Genomic DNA, 21,651 nt, shown 5'->3' on the forward strand with positions numbered 1-21,651 from the left:
AGTCCAATTTGCAAATTAATTGTATGAATTATTTTAAAATCATTTACTTTTTCGTATTTATCTTGACGTTAAATTCATGTAAAAAGAATGAAAACAATGTAGTGAATAAAAACTCAATGCTTACAGATTCCATTGCAGATACTGATATAAGAACCATAAGAGCTATAGGCGAAACACTATCACCAGAAGGCAAGGAAACCGTTAAAGATTGGGAAGAGTATCAACAATTAGATGATTTTCTGGATAATTTTTATAGCAGCTCACCAAATGAAGCATTAAATCTTTCAAAAGAACTATCTCATACAACAAAGCAACTAATAGACTCTTTAAAAATTGACAGATTTAAACAACCAGATGTTAGTATAAGACTTAACGTTATTCACAATTATGCTCTGCGATTAGCAGATATGTCAACCATCCCCAATATTAACCCCTCGGAAGTACAAAATGAAACCCAAAATATTTTAGACGCTTTTTCCTCTCTAAATAAAAAAATAAATAACTTAGCCAAACAAGAGAAATTAGAAAAAGAATTGAAAGGTTTTACTGCTCCCATACTTATTGAAGAGGACAGTCTAAATTCGCCGAAATTATCTCCTCCACAAGAATTAAAATAGAATTTCTATTTTTTACATGAATCTTGAACATTCTCACTTTTTAATAAAACGAGATAATTTTACTAAATTTGAGAAATTACCTTAATCGAATTCTGATCTGATTCTATGTATAAAAAATTACTTCTTCATATATTACTATTTCTATCTATCCAAACATCATTTTCACAAGGCCTACCTCTGGATGTAAATAATGGAAATAGTATCCAGAAAAACAAAACGTCTAATACTACTTTTAAAAATACGGTTAATCTTTATGAGAATTATTTCTCGACTAAAAATATAGAAAAAAAAGGAAGCGGATATAAGCCTTTTAAAAGGTGGGAATATCACTGGAATCGTTTTCAGCAGGAAGATGGAACCATTGCACCTTCTAAACTTTTATGGAATGCTTGGGAGCAAAAGCTTCAAATGTCAAAATCAACTAAAGCGACAAGTAATTGGACAGCAGTAGGGCCATTTTCTCAATCAAGTAATAGTGGTCAAGGTCGAATAAACACCATTTTTGTTGATCCAAATAATGCTAACACTATTTATGTTGGTGCACCTGCTGGTGGTTTATGGAGGTCTACCGATGCTGGCGTAAACTGGACTCCATTAACAGATTATTTACCTCAAGTTGGGGTGTCAGGAATCGCAGTTGACCCTAACAATTCTAATATGATTTATATTTCAACAGGTGATGATGACGCTGGAGATTCTTATTCTGTTGGTGTTTTAAAATCTGTAAATGGTGGTGTTACTTGGAACCAAACTGGCTCATTGGGATCAATAAGTGGAGATGGTGGCTATAACACGAGTAATGAAATATTAATTGCCCCTACCGATTCAAATGTTATCTGGGTTGCAACGGGAAATGGTTTATTTAAATCTACCGATGCAGGTGCAACATGGAAAAATAAAATTACTGGTATTCATATTAGAGATTTTAAATTAAAACCTAGTAATTCTAATACTATTTATGCCGTATCTCGAAACACATTTTTTGTGTCATCAGATGGAGGAACTACTTTTACTTCTACAGCGACTGGTTTACCAATTCCAAACTCTACAGGAAGGTTAAGAGTGGAAGTTACAGCGGCCAATGGTGCATCTAACAATGTATATGTTTTAGCTACAGATAATAGTTATGATTTTGTAGGTGTATATAAATCAATCAATAGTGGTAATAGTTTTATACAATTAACCCAAAATAAAATCAAACCTGACGGCGAGCCTAATGAGTTATTTGTAGATATATTTGGTGGTAGTCAGCAAGCTTGGTTCGATTTAGCTTTTACTGTTTCCCCGACTGATGAAGACATAATATTTGTTGGTGTATTGGATATATGGAGATCAAAAAATGAAGGTAATAATTTTTCAAAAATTAATGATTGGAGTCGTCCAACACCCTCTTACACGCATGCTGATATTCATTTTTTACGATATTTTAATGGTGTATTATATGCAGGTACTGATGGCGGGGTGTATAAATCTACTAATGATGGCACAACTTTTACTGACCTCACTAAAAATTTAGCTATTAGTCAGTTTTACAAACTTTCTGTTGCCAAAAGTACGTCAACTAAAATGTCAGGTGGCTTACAAGATAATGGTGGGTTTTCCTTAATAAATAACAATTGGCATAATTTTCATGGTGGTGATGGTATGGATTCTGCTGCTGACCCCAATGATGAAAATACATTTTATGGTTTTACGCAATATGGTAGTGTTTTAACCAAAACCACTGATGGCGGTTTAAGTAGCACCACCATAGCCGGGGCCCCAACAACGGAAATTGGCACTAATGATAGTGGTGGAAACTGGGTTACACCTCTAGTAATTAATAAAGCAGGAGAAATATATGCTGGATATAAACAATTATATCAATTAGTTGACAACAATTGGATTCAATTATCCAATCATAATTTTGGTTCCAATCTTGATGCTATTGAAATAGATCCAAGTAACAATAATAATATTTTAGTTTCTAGAGGCAGAATACTTTACATTAGCCATGATAAGGGTAAAACCTTTACAACACACAGCTCTTCACAAACTGGTATTTCGGGTACAAACATTAGTTCTATAGAAGTTCATAGCTCAAATAGTAATATTATATGGTTAACAACTACTGGAGTTAGTAATGTTTCAGGACCAAGTAGTGGACATAATGGAGGAGGCGTTTATAAATCGACAGATGGAGGTTTAACATTTACCGACATATCTGCTGGCTTACCTGACGAATCTAAATTTGTGGTTAGACACCATCCCTTCTCTACAAATAACTCTATCTATTTAGGAACAGCATTAGGTGTTTACCATAGAAATGACGATACCAATACTTGGGAAGTTTTTTCAACTGGTTTACCCAATGTTGCCATACCTGATATTGAAATAAACCCTTATGATGCAAAAATTACTGCAGCTACTTATGGAAGAAGTGTTTGGCAATCTAGTATACCAGCCATTACGTTACCTTCAAAAGAAATTGAATTGACAAAGATAATTTCACCCAATAATAATGTAACCTGCGGTCAGGTTACTCCCAAATTATTATTTACAAATAATGGTCAAAATACCTTGACTTCATTTACTGTAAATTATAATGTTGATGGTGGTGCAAATCAAACTTTTAATTGGACAGGAAACATTGCTTCAAATGCAAATAGCACTATTGAAATACCCGCTATTTCAGCTAGTACCGAAGGAATACATACGTTAGAAACTACTGTGGTTTTAACTGATGATGCTAATATTTTCAACAATTCAGCTTCAACATCATTCACAACTAACACTTCTGGAGATGGTCAAGTAATAAATAATTTTGATGATAACACCACCGATCAATGGATTGTTTCAGCTAATAATTTATGGCAAATTGGTACGCCTACCACAACGCTTTTAAATAATAAAGTTTCTTCTGGTTATGTAACAAATCCATCTAGTAATTACCCAGATCAAACGACAAGCTATTTAACATCACCATGTTATTATTTAGTAGGATTAGAAAATCCTATTTTAAAATTTAAAATGGCTTTTGACCTTGAAGAAAATTGGGATGTAATTTATGTAGAATATTCCACAAACCAAGGTGAAAACTGGGAGGTACTTGGTACAGCTAATGACCCAAATTGGTATAATAGCAATAGAACAAATGCATCCTCTGGGATTGCTGACGATTGTCAAAATTGTCCAGGTGCTCAATGGACTGGTACAGATGCAATCTTAAAGGAATATAGTTACAAATTATCAGCATTGAACGGAGAATCAAATGTGATTTTTAGATTTGCATTTGTTTCAGATCCCGCGGTTAATAATGAAGGCGTTATTATAGATGATTTTCAAATTGACGCTACAGCAATATTAGGCATTAATGACTTTGATCAAGGAGAATTCTTAATTTATCCGAACCCGTCTTCATCAATTTTTAATATAAAAAGAAGAAATACTACTGGACAAAATATGACTATTAAGGTTTTTGATATGACTGGTAAATTAATACAAAAACACAGAAATATTACCAATGAGAATTATCAATTACAAATGACGGGGATGGCTAAAGGGGTATATTTCATAAAAATTAGTATTGATAACAAAAACTTAGTTAAAAAATTAATTCTAAACTAACACTCAAAACAATTAGAGTAAAACACCCAATAAATTATGATTTCTAGTCTTTATTATAAAATACTTATAATATATTTGCCAAGAATTTTATGTTATCAAAAATAATGAAAAATATACTTACAATAATAGTCTTATTTAGCTTTATCCATATAAATGCCCAAGCTTTTTATGGAAAAGAAGATAGTAAATTCCAAATAGGTGTTAATTTTCAACATAACGCTACTTCTATAAATATTGCTTATGACTATGGGCTAGGTGAAAATTTTTCAGTAGGTTTATCATCATCTTATGCTCTAGGAGTACCTAAAGTTATAGATGCAAAATTTGATGATCGTATTGACTTAAAAGCTAGATTTAATGCCAACATCGGTTCCGTATTAAACATCGATGAAAATTTTGATTTTTATCCAGGAATAAATTTTAATTTAAAGAATTTTGGTGCACATGCAGGAGCACGTTATTTCTTTAGTGATGGTTTTGGAGTATTCTCGGAAGTCAACTTTCCAATTGCAAAATATAACGCTGGCACTTTAACTGACGCTGAAAAATTACATAACCAATTTACATTTAGTATAGGTACAGTATTTAATTTAAATTAAATTTTAAGACGTTAGCTCAAATACTTTACTGTAAACCAAATCCGTTTCCCAACCGCGATATAGCAAGTAATCAGCCAATTTTTTTCTTTTCTTTTGAATATTTGTCTCTGTCATCTGAGTAAACTTTTTTTCTGCTAATTGATCAAAAGTAGTAAAATACTCAGATTCATTTATCTCCTTGAGAGCTTGAGTTATATTGTAATTTGTTATTTTTCTAAATTTCAATTCTCTTACTATCCGAACCTTTCCCCATTTTTTTATATTAAATTTACCTCTAGCGAATGATTTAGAAAAACGCTCTTCATTTAAAAAATCATGATGTAATAAGTGTAAAATAATTTCTTCTTTTTCTTCTTGAGATAAATACATCTCATATAACTTTCTTTCCAACTCTGAATGGCAACGCTCTTGATAAGCACAATAATTTTCTAATCGTCTTTTAGCCTCTTCAAGTGAATAAATTTTCTTATTTGTCATAATAGATTACGAATCAATTTATACTACGCTAAAAAATACTGCGTTTAGTTCTTGTAATAATGTGGAAATTATTTATAACTGATTTTTTTTAGAGCTTACCTCCAAAGTAAGCCAATATAATATATTTTATTATGAAAAATAAAATAATATTATCATTAAGTATGCTATTACTTAATGTTAATATATATAGTCAAGTCTTACAAGAAAGTTTTGAAAATATCTTAAGTGGATGGAGTCAATTTCAAATTACTGGAAGTGTTCCTTTTAGCAGAACTGCGACACAAGCTAATACGGGAAATTATTCTGAATATACAAACACCCCCAATGCAGTTGGATTTTTTAGCACAACTAATAATCAAGCTTGGCTAATTTCATCTCCTTTAGATTTATCCTCTTTCGAAGAAATTCAACTCTCTTATTCCGAAAGAAATAGAGACCATCCTGGATCAATACCATCTGATCCAACCCAACAAGTATTATATTCAACTAATTATAGCGGAACTGGAAATCCAAACGCAGCAACTTGGATCGTTATAAATTCAACAAATACCACTACTAGCTGGTCTAAAAAGATCATTTCAGGTCAAATTCCAACAGATTCAAATGTGCATATAGCGTTTAGATATATTGGAGATAGTTTCAATTTTTTTGTTCCTTTCACAGATCGAGAATGGTATATCGACGATATTGAAATTTTAGGATTACCTTGTTCTTTTACAACAACATGGAACGGTTCTTCTTGGAACAATGGTGCACCAAACACCAGTACTTCAGCAATAATCGAGGGGAATTACAACACTAATAGTCATGGCAGTTTTGAATCTTGTAGCTTAACTGTAAATTCAGGAAACACTGTTAACATAAAACCCAATACCCATATAACTGTTAATAATAATTTGACAATAGATGGAACAGTTCAAGTTCGAAATAAAGCTTCTTTGTTAATGACGAATGATAATGCACTAATCTCAGTTAACGGAACATTTAATGTTCATAAAACCACTACTACTTTGAATGATAATAATGATTATACTTATTGGTCATCTCCAATTGAAAACATAAATATATCTTCTGTTTTTACTTCACCACTATATAATCAAGGGCGTCTTTATTATTGGGATCAATCTGCTGTTAACGCTATTCCTTATGGCGGTAGCGAGGCCTTAGGAGAATGGATATCAGCTGCCGGGAATACTATGCAACCTGGAAAAGGTTATATATCTCAGTCACCTACATCGGGTTCATATCCTTTAAAAGCAAAAGTAAACTTTTCTGGAAAACCTAATAATGGTATAATTAAACTTTATGGCAATGAAGCTGTATATAATACTGGAAACCCGAATGATGACATAAATTTAATCGGTAACCCCTATCCTTCGGCTATAGATGCTGATGAATTTATCAATCAAAATAGTTCTTCCATAAGTGGTACACTTTGGTTTTGGACACATAATACTTCTAATAATCAAAACAACTCGGGAGAACAATATACAGGTAATGATTATGCGACTTATAATTTGACTGGATCAGTTGGTACTTCTAAGAAAGCGACAACTGGGGGTGTAAAACCTAATCAATATATAGCTTCAGGCCAGGGTTTTATAGTACAAACAATAGCTACAGTCGACACCATCATTTTTAACAACTCCATGAGAATTGAAAATAATAACAACCAATTCTTTAAACCAACAGATACAAAAAACACAACAGTTTTAGAAAAAGATAGGATCTGGTTAAATATTGAAAGTGATAATGGAGGAGCATTCAGTCAAACCCTAATTGGTTTTTTTGAAAAGGCAACCGATGGAATAGATCAAGGCTATGACGGGATGAAAATCTCTGAAGGGTGGATTAATTTATACTCAGTAATTGACACTCTAAAATACGCCATACAAGGGTTAAGTAGTTTTAACTCTGAGAAAAAAGTAGCAATAGGTTTTCAAACTAATATTGAAGATTCTGCTACTTCTTACAAAATTAGTATTGATAACATTGAAGGTGAATTAAAAAATAGTGACATATTTTTGGTTGATGAAGAACTAAACATTATGCACGATTTAAAGCAAGGAGTTTATAATTTTACTACTTCAGAAGCAGGTAATTATCCAGATAGATTTACGTTACAGTTTACACAAACTACATTAAATACAGAAGACCTCAAATCAACTTATGATTTTATAGTTGTAAATAAAGATCATGCAATCAACGTAAAAGCGAATACGACCATTAATTCTGTAAAGATATATGATATGACTGGTAGATTATTAATCGACCAAAATACTAATAAGAGTCAAGTAAGTGACAATACTGAAAACATAGCAAAAGGTTCAATTTTAATAATAAATACCTATTTCGAAAATAATAGTTATATGTCTAAAAAAATAATACTCACGAACTAAAAAGCAAAAAAAAACCTATAAGCTTTTGCTTATAGGTTTTGTATGATATAATACTACCTTATTTAATCTCATTGTCATCTTTATCAAAAAAATGATATTCTAGATATTGGTAAGCATCTCTCGGTATAACTTTAATCCACTTTTTATATTTAAAAAACCATTTTTGTTGAATTGAGGGCATCCCCTTTTTAAGATATGACTCTACAAAAGAATGTGCATGAAGCGTTAATCCTTTTTTAGATTTATCTATAATCCTTCCTAAGTGATTTTCAATTTTATCTACCAAAATTATAGGAGCCTCGACTTCTCCATTGATATTTGGATTTTTTTCTTGTGTTTTAATAACCATCTCTGGTCGTACACGTTGTCTAGTAATTTGCACTAGACCAAATTTACTTGGTGGCAATATTTTGTGTTTTGTTCTGTTAGATTTCATCTCATTTTTTAAATGATCGAACAATTTTTGTCTATGACTTGCAGTGTGCATGTCAATAAAATCTACCACAATAATTCCACCCATATCACGTAACTGCAATTGACGTGCTATTTCTGAGGCCGCAATTAAGTTCACTTCTAATGCCGTATCAGCCTGTGAGTTTGCCTTGTTTGAACGATTACCGCTATTTACATCTATTACATGTAAAGCTTCTGTATGTTCAATAACTAAATAGGCTCCTTTTGGCATTGATACCGTTCGGCCAAATGCTGTTTTTATTTGTTTTTCTATCCCATATTTTTCAAAAATAGGTAACTTCGATTTGTAAAGTTTAATCATAGAAACTTTTGTAGGAGCGATGCGTTCTATATATTCTTTAAGTTCTTCAAATAACTGAGCATCATCTGTAACGATGCTAGAAAATGAATCATCAAAAATATCTCTAAGAATAGAAGACGCTCTATTTAATTCAGACAACACTTTTGCTGGTGCCTGAGCTCTTGGTAAATGTTTACATAAGTTAACCCAACGTTGTAAAGAATTTTGCAAATCTTTATCCAGTTCAGCTACTTTAATACCCTCGGCCACCGTTCTTAAAATAACGCCAAAGCCTTTAGGTTTAATACTTTTTGCAAGTCGTTTTAGCCTTTCTTTTTCTTTATTGTTCGATATCTTTTGAGATACCGAAACTCTATCTGAAAAAGGTACTAAAACCAAGTATCTACCTGCTATTGAAAGTTCAGAACTTATTCGAGGTCCTTTTGTAGATATTGGTTCTTTAACAACCTGTACTAATAAATTTTGACCAGACTTAATAACTTGGTCAATGGATCCATTTTTATTTATGTCTTTTTCTAAATGGAAATCTTTTAAAGTGTAATCTTTTAGTTTACCCGTGCCTATTAACTTAATGTACTTAGTTAAAGATAACAACTGTGGCCCTAAATCATGATAATGTAAAAAGGCATCTTTTTCACTGCCTACATTTACAAAAGCTGCATTTAAGCCTGACAATGTTTTCTTAATCTTAGCTAAAAATATGTCGCCAACATTAAAATTATTGTCATTTGTTTCTTTGTGTAATTCATTAAGTCTACCATCTTTTAATAAGGCAAAATCTATATCAGAGGAAGTTGATCTAATTATTAATTCTGTTTTCACTCTGCATAAGTTTTGTATCCATACTAACTAATATAGTACAGATTGATTAAAAAAATGTTTACGAGTTAAATAACCCGATGAAATTTGTTTTTGCAAATTTCTTTTTCAAAGAACGATTTGATTCAATAAAAGAAAAAATAGCTTATGCTATTTTTTCTTTTTGTGTCTGTTTTGTCTACTTCTCTTTTTACGCTTATGAGTAGAAATTTTACTGCGTTTTCTTTTTTTACCACTTGGCATAATCTATATCTGTTTTATTGTGAGTACTTATTTAACTGGTACATTTTTCTTAACACCTTCTACAAAAACTTTTGCTGGTTTAAAAGATGGAATATTGTGTGCCGGAATTTTAATTGTAGTATTTTTAGAAATGTTTCTACCAGTTTTTTCAGCTCTAGTTTTTATAATAAAGCTTCCAAAACCTCTTAAATATACATTTTCGTCATTTTCTAATGAATCTTTTACTTCCTTCATAAAGTCTTCGACTACTCGTAATACATCAACCTTTTCAATACCAGATTTTTCGGAAATACTGGCTACAATCTCTGCTTTTGTCATGCTAATTCTATTTTATTTTTATTATATGTGTATTTTAAAGGGTGGCAAAGATAAAACAATAAATCAATTTTAACTAGCCAATCAGTTAAAATTTAACGGTATAAATCCTTAATTTTGCGTGTTTTAATAAAACTATGGATTTTTCAAAAATTTTAACGAAGTGGTATTTACAAAATAAACGAGACTTACCTTGGCGTAATACCGTTAATCCATATTACATATGGCTATCAGAAATCATACTACAACAGACTAGAGTTAAACAAGGACTAGCTTATTATGAAAAATTTATTGTTGCATTTCCTACTGTTTTTGACCTCGCAAAAGCAGATGAAAACATTATACTTAATTTATGGCAGGGCTTAGGATACTATTCAAGAGCTAGGAACTTACATTTTTCAGCAAAATATATAGTCAATGAGCTAGATGGAAAATTTCCTACTACTTATAAGGACATTTTAAAATTAAAAGGTGTTGGCGATTACACCGCATCAGCAATTGCATCAATATGCTATAATGAACCACACGCAGTAGTGGACGGCAATGTTTATCGAGTATTAGCACGTTATTATGGTATTGACATACCTATTAATAGTACTGAAGGAATTAAACTTTTTAAAAAATTAGCACAAGAACTAATAAACATTAAAGATCCAGCTACATTTAATCAGGCCATTATGGAGTTTGGAGCCATGCAATGCAAACCTAAAAATCCTGATTGCTCCATTTGCCCTTTTCAAAATTCTTGCAAAGCCAAGGAAGAAAAAATGGTTGAGATTCTTCCTATTAAGGATAAAAAAATAAAAGTTACGAAAAGGTTTTTCAATTACTTAGTTTTAATAAGCCCAACGGACAGGACATTATTGAACCAAAGAAAACAAAAAGGTATTTGGAGGAACCTCTATCAATTTCCCTTAATAGAGACTTCAAAAGAAATTGACATTAGTGAACTAATCAAAATGAATGAACTTCATGAAATAACAAATGAAAGTAACAGCGACATCAAATTGTTTAACAAGAAACCTATTATTCATAAATTATCTCATCAACACCTATCCGTAAATTTCTGGGTAATAAATTTAGATAAAGAAATGGAAAACAGCATTTCTATTAGCGACTTTGATAAGTATCCTGTACCAATTCTAATTCATAATTTTGCAGAAGCCTATTTTTAACTATTGAATTTATATTTTTAAGATTTTTATTTTCATTATCTTTGACACACAATTTTATTATCATGGCAGGTACACTAAATAAAGTAATGTTGATTGGACATTTGGGAGATGAGATAAAAATGCACTTTTTTGAAGGTGGCAACTCTATTGGCAGGTTTCCTGTTGCTACAAATGAAACCTATACAAACAGACAAACTGGAGAGCGAGTAACAACTACAGAATGGCACAACGTTGTGGTTAGAAATAAACTAGCTGAAATATGTGAAAAGTATTTGAGTAAAGGCGATAAAGTATATGTAGAAGGACGTATTAAAACCCGTCAATGGGATGACCAAAGTGGAAATAAAAGATACTCAACTGAAATTCACGCGGTAGAAATGACATTTTTAACTACTAAAAAAGATTTAGATAATAGCTCATCTAAACCACCAGTCCATCAAACCACAAAACCAAAAAGTGATGAAACTCCTCAAGAAATTGATGATGATTTACCATTTTAATTTTAATTAAACCATATAATATTGGATCCTGAACCCTCGAGTTTGTTTTTACTAAATACTATCAACTGGTCTTTTACAATCGGATTAGTTGCACTTGTTGTGCTACTCTTAATTTCTGCATTAGTTTCAGGGTCAGAGGTTGCCTTTTTTTCGCTATCAAAAACAACATTAAATGAAGCTGAAGAATCTAAAAAAACAACATTAGTTAATACACTGCTAGGACGTCCAAAAAAATTGTTGGCAACTATCCTAATAGCAAATAACTTTGTAAACATTTTAATAGTTTTACTTTTTGCCTATTTAGGTGATTTTTTCTTCAGTAGTATAATCAATAGTGGTTTCCGGTTTTTACTCGAAGTAATCTTAGTTACATTTTTAATTTTACTTTTTGGTGAAGTACTCCCCAAAGTTTACGCCAACAGAAATGCATTAAAATTCGCCACTTTAATGGTAACTCCAATTAGTATTTTAAATGTACTTCTCACTCCTTTAAGCATTCCATTATTGAACTTGACAAGTACTATAGAAAAAAGATTAGGTAAAAAGAATTCAGATTTTTCCGTAGAAACATTGTCCCAGGCCTTAGAACTAACCTCTGAAGAAGGGTCTTCAAAACAAGAACAAAAAATTTTACAAGGCATTGTTACATTTGGTAATACTGAAACGGTACATGTAATGTGCCCTAGAACAGACGTTTTTGCTTTACCCGAAAGTGACACTTTCGCAGAAGTAGTTACCAAGATAATTAAAAACGGACACTCAAGAATTCCTGTTTATCATGATAATATTGACGAAATTACAGGAGTTTTATATTCGAAAGACCTTTTACCACACCTAAATAAGAAAACATTTCAGTGGAAAAAGGTAATGCGTCAACCTTTTTTTGTTCCTGAAAATAAAAAATTAGATGACTTACTAAAGGAATTTCAAGAAATGAAAAATCATTTAGCTATTGTGGTTGATGAATATGGTGGCACTTCGGGTATCGTAACTTTAGAAGATGTAATTGAGGAGATTGTAGGTGACATTAGTGATGAATTTGATGACAATGATTTGAGTTATTCTAAACTTGACAACAACAATTACGTTTTTGAAGGTAAAATTGCATTGAAAGATTTTTATAAAGTATTGAAAATTGACGATTCTATATTTGAGGAACATAAAGGTGAAGCCGAAACTTTGGCAGGATTTATACTAGAAATTAACGAAAAATTCCCTCAATTAAATGAGCAAATTATTTTTGAAGATTATAAATTCAAAATTGAAGTACTAGAGAAAAAACGTATCAAACAAATAAAAGTAACAAAACCCACTATACAAGATGTTACACCAACTTAATAAAATTATATTATTGGCAGTAATAACATTGCCATTTACTTCATGCTCCAATGAGGAGTATTTACCAAAACCAAAAGCTTTTTTACGTTTGGCATATGCTGCCCCAAACTATAAAGAAATAGCTTCAGACTGTCCTTACACCTTTGAAGTACCAGATAATACACACACAAAGTTTAATGAAAAATGCTGGATAAACATTAAATACCCAAAATTAAAAGCATCACTTAATATTACCTACAGGGGTGTAGACAACAATTTATCAGAACTATTAAGTGAAGCTGAAAAATTGACTTACAACCACACAATAAAAGCTGATAATATAATCACTAAAGATTATGAAAATACGGAATTTCAAAAATACGGTGCATTACGAGAAGTTATTGGAAATGCAGCGTCTTCTTTGCAATTTCATCTAACAGACAAAACAGGTCATTTCATTACAGGAGCCCTGTATTTTGAAGCAAAACCAAATTACGATTCTATATTGCCAGCAGTTAAATTTATTGAAAAAGATATAGAACACATTATGGAAACCTTAAGTTGGAAATAAATTATAATTAAATTGACTACCCATAAATACAAATACACCAAAACCATTAGAATATGGTTAATTTTAGGATTAGTTATGTTAATCGGACAAGTCGTTCTTGGCGGCATAACAAGATTAACAGGATCTGGACTATCAATAACTCGCTGGGATATTGTTAGCGGAACAATACCGCCTTTAAACCCAACACAATGGCAAGAAGCATTTGAACTTTACAAAGAGACACCACAATACCATAAAATAAATTCTCATTTCGACTTAACCGATTTTAAATTTATTTTTTTCTGGGAATATTTTCATAGACTTTGGGTTAGAATATTGGGCTTTGTTTTTTTAATTCCGTTCATTATATTTATTATAAGAAAACAAATTAACGCATACTTAATAAAACGATTGCTTATAGTTGTGCTATTTACAGCACTTACAGCTTCAGCAGGATGGATTATGGTAAAAAGCGGATTAGTGAACAGACCTTGGGTTAATGCCTACAAGTTAACTTTACACTTTATACTCGCCTTGGTAAGTACAACTTTTATGGTTAAAACAATTGCTGATGTTTATAATTACAAAAGTATTTCAGAAAAAAAATCTAGTATTATTCTTCCAATTTTTATCGCAATTACTTTTGTTCAAATGATATTTGCTGGGTTAATGGCAGGTATGAAAGCTGGTTTATACTATCCTTCGTGGCCAGATATGAATGGCTATTTTTTACCTGAAGTTATGCACAGCCTTGAAAATTGGAAATGGATAAACCTAACAAACTATGATACTTTTACTTTTGCTCCTGCATTAATTCAGTTTATTCACCGCTTATTAGCTTATGTATTAGTCATCTTTACCTTATATCTGTTCTTTATTTACAGAAAGTCAGCTTCAAAACTTTCGAAATTCTGGTTAAATGCAATTTCATTCTTAATTTTAGGACAGCTACTTTTAGGAATATTGACTGTTTTAAATGTAAATCCCGGGATACCATTATCTTATGGTGTACTGCACCAATTGGTTGGTTTACTATTCTATATTAGTTTGTTCTTTTTCTACTTCTCATTAAGAACTAATAAAAATATTTAATATTAAAGCATAAAAAAAAGGCTTCCAAATTGAAAGCCTTTTTAATAGTGTTTTTGTTGTTAAGAATTAGTTACTCACTGCTTCTTTAACATCATTTGCTTTTTCTTTTACTGCTTCAACAGTTTTTTCAGCACCTTCTTTAACACCTTCAACAGCGTCTTTAGCACCTTCTTTTAAATCTTCAGCTTTAGCTTTAACAGAGTCAATAGCCTCAGTAGCTGTATCCTTTACATCTTCAACAGCTTCAGAAGCTGAATCTTTAATGTCTCCTGCTGTTTCTTCTACGGTATCCATAGCGTCACCAGCTTTGTCTTTTGCTTCTTTACAAGAAACAGCAATTAAACCTACTAGAGCAATTGCAAAAAATCCTTTAAGTAATTTCATTTGTTTTTAAATTTAGTTTTTAATACGTTAACGAAACGCAAAATAACTAATAATATTTCACATGAACAAAGGTTTTTTTTCGTTTTTTCTATTCAGCCTTTTTAACTTCATTTACTTTATATAAATCTCCGCCAGCAATTTGCTCTACAATATCAACTATCTCATCCTCAGTTATCCTATTAGAGTCAAACTCAACAACACCCGTTTTATTTTCGAAATCAACCTCCGCCATTTTAACTCCTTTTGTCTTTGAAAGTTTCGATTGTATAGTTCTTGCACAACCAATTTCACATGTCATTCCGTCTATTTCTAACGAGATCTTCTCTAAATTTGCAGCAATATTTTCATTATTGCCATCAGAATTATGACTCAATACATCATTATTTCGTGAATTCGTTTTAGACTCATTGCCACATGAAACAAATACACATACTATAATAAGGAGTACTACTGGCTTTAAAATTTTCATTAATTTATAACTTTATGTCACAAATTTAATGAAAAAATCAGTTTTACACCTATATTCAAAGTGCCACATTGTTGAAATTAACATTATTATAACAGATAGCCAAATTAAACAATTTACATTTTTTACATTTCGCATGTTGCTTATTTATAAAATAGAAGTATATTTGCACTCATTTTCAAACAAGCAAAACCCTAAACAATGGGTTTTTAATAAAAAACATTAATTTATGTACGCAATTGTAGAGATAGCAGGGCAGCAATTTAAAGTTGCTAAAAACCAGAAGGTTTTTGTACATCGTTTACAAGACAAAGAAGGTTCAGAAGTTACTTTTGATAACGTTCTTTTATTGGATGATGGCAAAGTAACCATAGGTGCCCCAGCTATAGAAGGTGCAGCAGTAACTGCTAAAATCCTTAAACACCTAAAAGGTGACAAAGTAATCGTTTTTAAGAAAAAACGTAGAAAAGGTTACAAAGTAAAAAATGGACACCGTCAATATTTATCTGAAATTCAGATTGAAAGTATTGTAGCTAGTGGTGCTAAAAAAGCTAAAAAGGAAGAACCAAAAAAGGAAGCTCCTAAAAAAGCGGAACCAAAAGTAGCGGCAACTCCGAAACCAGCTGCTAAAAAAGCTCCTGTTAAAACGGCTAGTGCTGATGATTTAAGAAAAGTTGAAGGTATTGGTCCAAAAATTGCTGAAATTTTTGCTGAAGCTGGTATTGATACTTTTGCTAAATTAGCAAAAGCTTCTCAAAAAGAATTAAAAGCTATTTTAGAAGGTGCAGGTTCAAGATATGCATCAAAAAATCCTGGTTCATGGTCAAAACAAGCAAAAATGGCTGCTGAAGGTAAATGGGATGAGCTAAAAAAATGGCAAGATGAAACTAAAGGTGGTATTGAAGCTTAATACCTCAAAAAAATATTTAACAATTTAAAACTATAAATCATGGCACATAAAAAAGGTGTAGGTAGTTCTAAGAACGGTAGAGAATCAGAATCGAAACGACTTGGCGTTAAAATTTTTGGAGGTCAAGGTGCTATTGCCGGTAATATTATTATCCGTCAAAGAGGTACTAGTCATCATCCAGGTGAAAATGTATATATGGGAAAAGACCATACATTACATGCAAAAGTTGATGGTATTGTAAAATTTACTAAGAAAAGAAACAATAGATCTTATGTTTCTATTGTACCTATTGAAGCTTAACAGCTCTTTAAAATAGAATATATAAACCCTTACCTTTTGGTGAGGGTTTTTCTTTTATATTTGTATCTATAATAAAAAATTAAACTTGAGTTCGTTAAAAAAATTTTTTAAAGACACCATTATATACGGAGTAGCTGCGGTTTTACCAAGAGCCATCAATATTCTTTTAACAAGACTCCACACAGAAAAGTTAGAATCAGCTAAATTCGCCGAAAACACATGGTATTTTGTTTTTGCCGCATATTTTATTGCGTTTTTAACTTTTGGTTTAGAAACGGCTTTTTTTAGATTCTTCTCAAAAGAGAAAGAAAAAGGTAAAATTGTTTCTACCTCTTTCATTACGTTAATAGCTTCTACACTACTTTTTTTAGTTGTTCTATTGACTTTCAATAATCAACTATCCTATTTGTTAGGTTTTGACAACCCAATACATCTAAAAATATTAACATTTGTTACCGCCTTTGATTTGCTAGTTGTTATTCCTTATGCTTATTTAAGGGTGACAAACAGGCCTATTAAATTTGCTTTTTATAGAATATCAAATATTATAATTTATGCCTTTTTTAATTTGTTCTTTTTATGGTTTATACCCTATGCCATAAAAAACGGCATTACCTTACCCTCCTCAATTATTAAATTTCACCAAACCACACCTACTGTTGTCTTTATATTTATAGCCAACTTAATAGCGAGTTTTGTTACTTTCTTGATGTTATTGCCATCCATGTTCAAATTTGGATTCGGATTTGATAAAAAAATACTTTTAAGAATGTTAACTTATGGCGTACCTATAATGATAGGTGGCCTTGCATATACAACTAATGAAAATTTAGACAAATTGTTATTAGGTGATATGATTGGTAAAGACCAAATGGGTATTTATGCGGCTTGTTACAAATTAGGAGTGTTTATGACCTTATACATTACAGCCTTTAAATTAGGTGCTGAACCCTACTTCTTTAATCAATCTGAGAAGGTAAATGCGAAACAGAATTATGCTAAAATATTAACGTGGTTTACGATTATTGGTGCCTTTTTTATGTTATTTGTAGTCGTATATATAGATTTTTTAGCAAGTTTTATAATCGCTGATGAATATTTTGGTGCACTAGCTATTGTTCCAATTATATTATTGGCCAATTTATTATTAGGAGTTTATAATAATCTATCAGTGTGGTACAAATTAACCGATAAAACAAAATACGGCATGTATTTTTCAGTGATTGGTGCTTTCATTACCGTTGTTTTAAATCTTGTGTTTATCCCTAAATATGGATTTATGGCTTCCGCTTGGGCAACATTGATTGCATACGCTAGTATGACGCTATTATCATACTATTATGGTAAAAAATATTATCAAGTTCCCTACAAAATGAATAAAGTATTGCTATACATTATACTTTCTTTTGGCTTATCCGTATTATCATACTATCAGTTTAAGTCCAATTATTACATATCAACTTTATTTATATTAGTATTTATTAGTTTTATCTACTTTAACGAGAAAAACGAAATTAAAACCATCTTCAAAAAATGATTGTAAAAATTATCAATAAGTCAAAGCACCCATTACCTAATTATGAAACTATTGCTTCTGCTGGAATGGATTTGAGAGCAAATATAGTAGCACCTATTACCCTAAAACCCTTAGAGAGAGCCATTGTAAAAACAGGGCTTTTTATTGCCTTACCGATAGCTTATGAAGCTCAAGTAAGACCTAGAAGTGGTTTAGCTACTAAAAATGGTATTACGGTTCTCAATGCTCCTGGCACTATTGATGCCGATTATCGTGGAGAAATAGGTGTTATTTTGATAAACCTATCAAACCAAGATTTTATTGTAAATGATGGAGAACGTATCGCTCAACTCGTAATTGCACAATATACTCAGGCAAAATGGGAGCAAGTAGAAATTTTAGATGAAACCAAACGAGGAGCAGGAGGTTTTGGTAGTACAGGTAAATAGTTATTAGATCTTAATGACCAAATAAAGCATTTAGTTTCATCTACAATCAATTTATTGAAATAATACGCTGAAGCTTACTCTGCTATACTTTTCTCTATAACGCTATCAATTTGCTTCTTTGCTTTATCTGGCAACAAGGATTGTGCAGCAAGAAAAAGTCCAAATACCATTAATGTGATACCCATACCTCTTCTAATTTTTCTAATAACAATTGGAGTTAGTTTATTCTTTAATTGTTTGGCAAGTAAAATTTTCAGCAAATCAGTAATAAAATAAGCTAATAAAACAGCCGCAAAATAAGTAAAAATTCGGGAATCGTCCATTTCTAATTGTGGGCTCATAACTACTATCATTCCTAACCAAAATGCTAATACTCCAATATTAATAAAGTTCAATAAGAACCCTTTAAAAAACAATCCAAAATAGTTATTTTTTTCTACTACAACCAAGTCATCATCCGTTATAACTGGCTTTCTTCGTTTAAAAAATATCAGTAGTCCGTAAATAAATAAAATACCACCACCTAGCAAGAATAATCTAGGATCATCTTTGATTTTTTCTAATAAAGTACGACTTCCATAATAAGAAAAATACAGAAAAATAATGTCTGCAATAATTACACCTATGTCAAAAACCAACGCCGCTCTAAAACCCTTCGTTGCACTTGTTTCTAATAACACAAAGAATACTGGGCCTATCATAAATGCAAGACCTATCCCAATGGGTATAGCATTTATAATATCATTCATAGGTTATATGTATAAGGAGTTTGCAACAAATTTTATTTCTTATAATTTTAATTTTATTCATGACTTTTAAAATCAATCATAGATTTATACATCGTCATAATCAATGCTAATGGTAGCCGTTGTCGGATGTGCCTGACATGTTAATATCAATCCTTCTTCAATTTCACCATCGGTTAAGATAGCGTTTTTATCCATCATTGCCTTGCCCTCTGTAACTTGTGCCAAACACGTACTGCAAATACCACCTTGGCATGAGTACGGAGCATCTAAACCTTTTTTCAAAGCAACTTCTAAAATAGTCTTTCCTCTATCCATTTCAAAAGTATGTTCCTCATCATCTAACATTACTTTAACGATAGTTTTACCTTCAATATTGGCATCACCTTCTTTTTCATCAACGTTTGTTGAAAATAATTCAAAATGAACATTTTTTTCTTTCACTCCCTTTTCTATCAAACTTGATTTTATCAAATTTATCATCAGTTCTGGACCACAAAGAAAATAATCATCAAATTTAAGATCCTTGCACTTATTGTCTAAAATAAAGTTTAGTACAGAAATATCAATCCTACCGAAAAGTGTATCTTCTTCTTGGTGCTGACTGAATACATATTGTACTGTAAAACTAGTTGGGTATGATGACTGAAGTGCGTCAATTTCTTGTTTAAAAATAACATCTTCTATCGATTTATTACCATAAACCAATACAAAATGACTCTCCTTTTCCGTTTCTAGTACCGATTTTATCATAGATAAAACAGGTGTTATACCACTCCCAGCTGCAAGAGCTATATAATTTTTTTTATGCTTATTGTTCGGCATTAAGTCAAACCGCCCCTCTGGTCTTGAAACTTCTAAAACATCACCAACTGCCAAATCATTTACAGCAAATTTAGAAAACAGACCATTATCAACCTTTTTAACAGCTATTTTAAGGATATTACTCTGTAATGAAGAGCATATGGAATACGCCCGTCTTACTTCGTTATCGTTTAATATTTTTTTTATGGTTAAATATTGACCTGGTATAAACTTAAAACGTTCTTGTAGATCTTGAGGCACATCAAAAACTATGGAAACCGAATCTTTTGTTTCTTGCTGGATCTCTTTTACTGAGAGCTTATAAAATGTAGACATTAATTGCTTTTTTAAAGCTGTAAAGTTAATAAAACCTCATTAAAATATCGAATAATTACTAACTTAAAGATATAGAGTCTGGCAACTCATTTTTATCATCTTTTTGATACGGAAAATACTGTTTTAATTTCGCCCCTGTCTCAAGGATTCCTTCTTTTAAACCTTGTGTATAATTACCGTCTTTAAAGGCCGTAATGACGTTATTTTTAACACTGTCCCAAAAATCATCTGGAACAGCGATATCAATACCTTTATCTCCTAAAATTGAGAATTTTCTATTGTCAACTGCAACATAAAAAAGCACTCCATTTTGTTGCTCTGTTTCATTCATTTTTAAAAAACGAAATACTTCTCTAGCTCTTTCTAAAGGTTCCTTATCAGTAGTTTTCTCTAAGTGAACACGAATTTCACCAGAAGTATTTTGTTCCGCCAAACGAATAGCTTCAATTATTTCTTGCTCTTCAGCTTTGGTTAAAAAATCTTCTACTTTAGACATAAAGTTTGAGGTTTAAAAATTAAATATCTAGTTCACCTGTCATTCTGACGCAGGAAGAATCTCATTAATGTTAGTACTCCAATTTAAAAGATTCCTCGTGCCTCGGAATGACAGACCATTATTACTTTAGTCTTTTGTCTTATAAATTACTCTTTCTTATCTCCACTAAAATCAAAATCTACGTCTGGAGCGTTTTCAGAACCAGCCTCTGATTTAAATAATGGTAGATGGTTGAATCCAAAAACCTTTGCAAATAAATTTGTAGGAAATTTCTCTATATAATCTTTATACACTGTGGCTACCTCATTGAATCTATTTCTCTCTACATTAATTCTATTTTCAGTACCCTCTAATTGGCTTTGCAATTCTAAAAAATTCTGATTCGCTTTTAATTCAGGATAGCGTTCTACCACAACCATTAATTTACTTAACGCCCCTGAAAGTCCACTTTGTGCTTGTTGGAATTTAGCCATGTTTTCTGGTGTTAAGTCACCAACGTTAATAGAGGTTTTGGTAGCTTCTGCCCTTGCCTTGATTACCCCTTCTAATGTTTCTTTTTCAAAATCAGCTGCACCTTGCACTGTTTTCACAATATTTGGTATTAAATCTGCTCTACGCTGATAAGCACTTTCTACATTTGCCCATTGTTTTTCTGCAGCATTTCTTTTTGGAATAATAGAATTATAGGTATTTACACCTAAAAAAACTAAAACACCAATAATTATTAAGGGAACTATCCATTTTTTCATTGTATAAATAT

At 31.4% G+C, this 21,651-nt stretch carries 22 protein-coding genes; 13 read left to right on the forward strand and 9 right to left on the reverse strand.

The annotated features are described in order from the left end of the window. Window positions 1–23: 23 nt before the first annotated feature. The 3 genes from D3P13_RS02500 (at window position 24) to D3P13_RS02510 (ending at window position 4,822) form a co-directional block, all read left to right on the forward strand. Complete coding sequence (locus D3P13_RS02500; protein ID WP_117879714.1) at window positions 24–617, forward strand: hypothetical protein; 594 nt, start codon at window positions 24–26, stop codon at window positions 615–617. 105 nt (window positions 618–722) lie between these two features. Further along, the gene (locus tag D3P13_RS02505) at window positions 723–4,223 is read left to right on the forward strand and encodes a T9SS type A sorting domain-containing protein (RefSeq protein ID WP_117879715.1); all 3,501 of its coding nucleotides are present in this window, start codon (window positions 723–725) and stop codon (window positions 4,221–4,223) included. 104 nt (window positions 4,224–4,327) lie between these two features. Next, the gene (locus D3P13_RS02510; protein ID WP_117879716.1) at window positions 4,328–4,822 is read left to right on the forward strand and encodes a DUF6646 family protein; all 495 of its coding nucleotides are present in this window, start codon (window positions 4,328–4,330) and stop codon (window positions 4,820–4,822) included. A gap of 3 nt (window positions 4,823–4,825) precedes the next feature. Here the strand turns inward: D3P13_RS02510 and D3P13_RS02515 are convergent, their stop codons facing one another. Further along, window positions 4,826–5,299, reverse strand: coding sequence for a regulatory protein RecX (locus D3P13_RS02515; protein WP_117879717.1), 474 nt, complete (start codon window positions 5,297–5,299; stop codon window positions 4,826–4,828). A 131-nt stretch (window positions 5,300–5,430) separates the two neighbouring features. Here D3P13_RS02515 and D3P13_RS02520 point away from each other — a divergent pair, with 131 nt between their 5' ends. Continuing rightward, a complete protein-coding gene (locus D3P13_RS02520; RefSeq protein WP_117879718.1) occupies window positions 5,431–7,698 on the forward strand; it encodes a hypothetical protein in 2,268 nt (755 codons plus the stop codon). A 58-nt stretch (window positions 7,699–7,756) separates the two neighbouring features. On the opposite strand, the gene D3P13_RS02525 is transcribed toward D3P13_RS02520, so the two are convergent. Then, window positions 7,757–9,295 (reverse strand): Rne/Rng family ribonuclease, encoded by a 1,539-nt coding sequence (locus D3P13_RS02525; protein WP_117879719.1) that lies wholly within the window; start codon window positions 9,293–9,295, stop codon window positions 7,757–7,759. Window positions 9,296–9,562: 267 nt separating this feature from the next. Then, window positions 9,563–9,853, reverse strand: coding sequence for an HU family DNA-binding protein (locus tag D3P13_RS02530; protein ID WP_117879720.1), 291 nt, complete (start codon window positions 9,851–9,853; stop codon window positions 9,563–9,565). 134 nt (window positions 9,854–9,987) lie between these two features. Here D3P13_RS02530 and mutY point away from each other — a divergent pair, with 134 nt between their 5' ends. From mutY to D3P13_RS02555, 5 genes are all read left to right on the forward strand, one after another. Then, the gene (mutY, locus tag D3P13_RS02535; RefSeq protein WP_117879721.1) at window positions 9,988–11,025 is read left to right on the forward strand and encodes an A/G-specific adenine glycosylase; all 1,038 of its coding nucleotides are present in this window, start codon (window positions 9,988–9,990) and stop codon (window positions 11,023–11,025) included. Window positions 11,026–11,087: 62 nt separating this feature from the next. Then, window positions 11,088–11,525, forward strand: coding sequence for a single-stranded DNA-binding protein (locus D3P13_RS02540; protein ID WP_117879722.1), 438 nt, complete (start codon window positions 11,088–11,090; stop codon window positions 11,523–11,525). A gap of 21 nt (window positions 11,526–11,546) precedes the next feature. Then, a complete protein-coding gene (locus D3P13_RS02545) occupies window positions 11,547–12,863 on the forward strand; it encodes a gliding motility-associated protein GldE (protein WP_117879723.1) in 1,317 nt (438 codons plus the stop codon). Next, a complete protein-coding gene (gene gldD / locus D3P13_RS02550; protein ID WP_117879724.1) occupies window positions 12,847–13,413 on the forward strand; it encodes a gliding motility lipoprotein GldD in 567 nt (188 codons plus the stop codon). Before D3P13_RS02545 ends, gldD begins: the two co-directional genes overlap by 17 nt. Before the next feature lie 12 nt (window positions 13,414–13,425). After that, window positions 13,426–14,484: a COX15/CtaA family protein gene (locus D3P13_RS02555; RefSeq protein ID WP_157972812.1), complete on the forward strand. Its 1,059-nt coding sequence runs from the start codon at window positions 13,426–13,428 to the stop codon at window positions 14,482–14,484. 66 nt (window positions 14,485–14,550) lie between these two features. Here D3P13_RS02555 and D3P13_RS02560 read toward each other — a convergent pair whose 3' ends face one another. Beyond that, on the reverse strand, window positions 14,551–14,868 hold the full coding sequence (locus D3P13_RS02560; RefSeq protein WP_117879726.1) for a YtxH domain-containing protein: 318 nt from the start codon (window positions 14,866–14,868) through the stop codon (window positions 14,551–14,553). A gap of 88 nt (window positions 14,869–14,956) precedes the next feature. After that, on the reverse strand, window positions 14,957–15,337 hold the full coding sequence (locus tag D3P13_RS02565; RefSeq protein ID WP_117879727.1) for a heavy-metal-associated domain-containing protein: 381 nt from the start codon (window positions 15,335–15,337) through the stop codon (window positions 14,957–14,959). Between the two features lie 226 nt (window positions 15,338–15,563). Here D3P13_RS02565 and rplU point away from each other — a divergent pair, with 226 nt between their 5' ends. The 4 genes from rplU (at window position 15,564) to dut (ending at window position 18,509) form a co-directional block, all read left to right on the forward strand. Beyond that, entirely contained in the window at window positions 15,564–16,244 is a 681-nt protein-coding gene (gene rplU / locus D3P13_RS02570) for a 50S ribosomal protein L21 (protein ID WP_117879728.1), read from the forward strand. Between the two features lie 39 nt (window positions 16,245–16,283). Continuing rightward, window positions 16,284–16,544 carry a 50S ribosomal protein L27 gene (rpmA, locus tag D3P13_RS02575; protein ID WP_117879729.1) on the forward strand — a complete coding sequence of 87 codons (261 nt, stop codon included), beginning with the start codon at window positions 16,284–16,286 and terminating at the stop codon, window positions 16,542–16,544. A gap of 85 nt (window positions 16,545–16,629) precedes the next feature. Beyond that, complete coding sequence (locus D3P13_RS02580; RefSeq protein ID WP_117879730.1) at window positions 16,630–18,081, forward strand: oligosaccharide flippase family protein; 1,452 nt, start codon at window positions 16,630–16,632, stop codon at window positions 18,079–18,081. Then, a complete protein-coding gene (dut, locus tag D3P13_RS02585) occupies window positions 18,078–18,509 on the forward strand; it encodes a dUTP diphosphatase (RefSeq protein ID WP_117879731.1) in 432 nt (143 codons plus the stop codon). The genes D3P13_RS02580 and dut overlap by 4 nt, the downstream gene beginning before the upstream one ends. A gap of 74 nt (window positions 18,510–18,583) precedes the next feature. Here the strand turns inward: dut and D3P13_RS02590 are convergent, their stop codons facing one another. The 4 genes from D3P13_RS02590 to D3P13_RS02605 form a co-directional block, all read right to left on the reverse strand. Further along, the gene (locus D3P13_RS02590) at window positions 18,584–19,258 is read right to left on the reverse strand and encodes a LysE family translocator (protein WP_117879732.1); all 675 of its coding nucleotides are present in this window, start codon (window positions 19,256–19,258) and stop codon (window positions 18,584–18,586) included. Between the two features lie 84 nt (window positions 19,259–19,342). Next, complete coding sequence (locus D3P13_RS02595; protein ID WP_117879733.1) at window positions 19,343–20,395, reverse strand: ferredoxin--NADP reductase; 1,053 nt, start codon at window positions 20,393–20,395, stop codon at window positions 19,343–19,345. A 58-nt stretch (window positions 20,396–20,453) separates the two neighbouring features. Then, window positions 20,454–20,891 (reverse strand): TPM domain-containing protein, encoded by a 438-nt coding sequence (locus D3P13_RS02600; RefSeq protein WP_117879734.1) that lies wholly within the window; start codon window positions 20,889–20,891, stop codon window positions 20,454–20,456. A 146-nt stretch (window positions 20,892–21,037) separates the two neighbouring features. After that, window positions 21,038–21,640, reverse strand: coding sequence for a LemA family protein (locus D3P13_RS02605; RefSeq protein ID WP_117879735.1), 603 nt, complete (start codon window positions 21,638–21,640; stop codon window positions 21,038–21,040). Between the last annotated feature and the right edge of the window lie 11 nt (window positions 21,641–21,651).

The sequence above is a fragment of the Aureibaculum luteum genome, from assembly GCF_003449015.1.
GTDB classification, from domain to species: Bacteria; Bacteroidota; Bacteroidia; order Flavobacteriales; family Flavobacteriaceae; genus Aureibaculum; species Aureibaculum luteum.

Bases quoted from the DNA above. Each gene is read 5' to 3' on its own strand.
- rplU (WP_117879728.1), top strand. From the start codon at position 15,564: ATGTACGCAATTGTAGAGATAGCAGGGCAGCAATTTAAAGTTGCTAAA.
- D3P13_RS02605 (WP_117879735.1), bottom strand. From the start codon at position 21,640: ATGAAAAAATGGATAGTTCCCTTAATAATTATTGGTGTTTTAGTTTTT.
- D3P13_RS02515 (WP_117879717.1), bottom strand. From the start codon at position 5,299: ATGACAAATAAGAAAATTTATTCACTTGAAGAGGCTAAAAGACGATTA.
- D3P13_RS02600 (WP_117879734.1), bottom strand. From the start codon at position 20,891: ATGTCTAAAGTAGAAGATTTTTTAACCAAAGCTGAAGAGCAAGAAATA.
- D3P13_RS02595 (WP_117879733.1), bottom strand. From the start codon at position 20,395: ATGTCTACATTTTATAAGCTCTCAGTAAAAGAGATCCAGCAAGAAACA.
- D3P13_RS02530 (WP_117879720.1), bottom strand. From the start codon at position 9,853: ATGACAAAAGCAGAGATTGTAGCCAGTATTTCCGAAAAATCTGGTATT.
- D3P13_RS02560 (WP_117879726.1), bottom strand. From the start codon at position 14,868: ATGAAATTACTTAAAGGATTTTTTGCAATTGCTCTAGTAGGTTTAATT.
- rpmA (WP_117879729.1), top strand. From the start codon at position 16,284: ATGGCACATAAAAAAGGTGTAGGTAGTTCTAAGAACGGTAGAGAATCA.
- gldD (WP_117879724.1), top strand. From the start codon at position 12,847: ATGTTACACCAACTTAATAAAATTATATTATTGGCAGTAATAACATTG.
- D3P13_RS02510 (WP_117879716.1), top strand. From the start codon at position 4,328: ATGAAAAATATACTTACAATAATAGTCTTATTTAGCTTTATCCATATA.
- D3P13_RS02520 (WP_117879718.1), top strand. From the start codon at position 5,431: ATGAAAAATAAAATAATATTATCATTAAGTATGCTATTACTTAATGTT.
- D3P13_RS02505 (WP_117879715.1), top strand. From the start codon at position 723: ATGTATAAAAAATTACTTCTTCATATATTACTATTTCTATCTATCCAA.
- D3P13_RS02540 (WP_117879722.1), top strand. From the start codon at position 11,088: ATGGCAGGTACACTAAATAAAGTAATGTTGATTGGACATTTGGGAGAT.
- dut (WP_117879731.1), top strand. From the start codon at position 18,078: ATGATTGTAAAAATTATCAATAAGTCAAAGCACCCATTACCTAATTAT.
- D3P13_RS02500 (WP_117879714.1), top strand. From the start codon at position 24: ATGAATTATTTTAAAATCATTTACTTTTTCGTATTTATCTTGACGTTA.
- mutY (WP_117879721.1), top strand. From the start codon at position 9,988: ATGGATTTTTCAAAAATTTTAACGAAGTGGTATTTACAAAATAAACGA.
- D3P13_RS02590 (WP_117879732.1), bottom strand. From the start codon at position 19,258: ATGAATGATATTATAAATGCTATACCCATTGGGATAGGTCTTGCATTT.
- D3P13_RS02565 (WP_117879727.1), bottom strand. From the start codon at position 15,337: ATGAAAATTTTAAAGCCAGTAGTACTCCTTATTATAGTATGTGTATTT.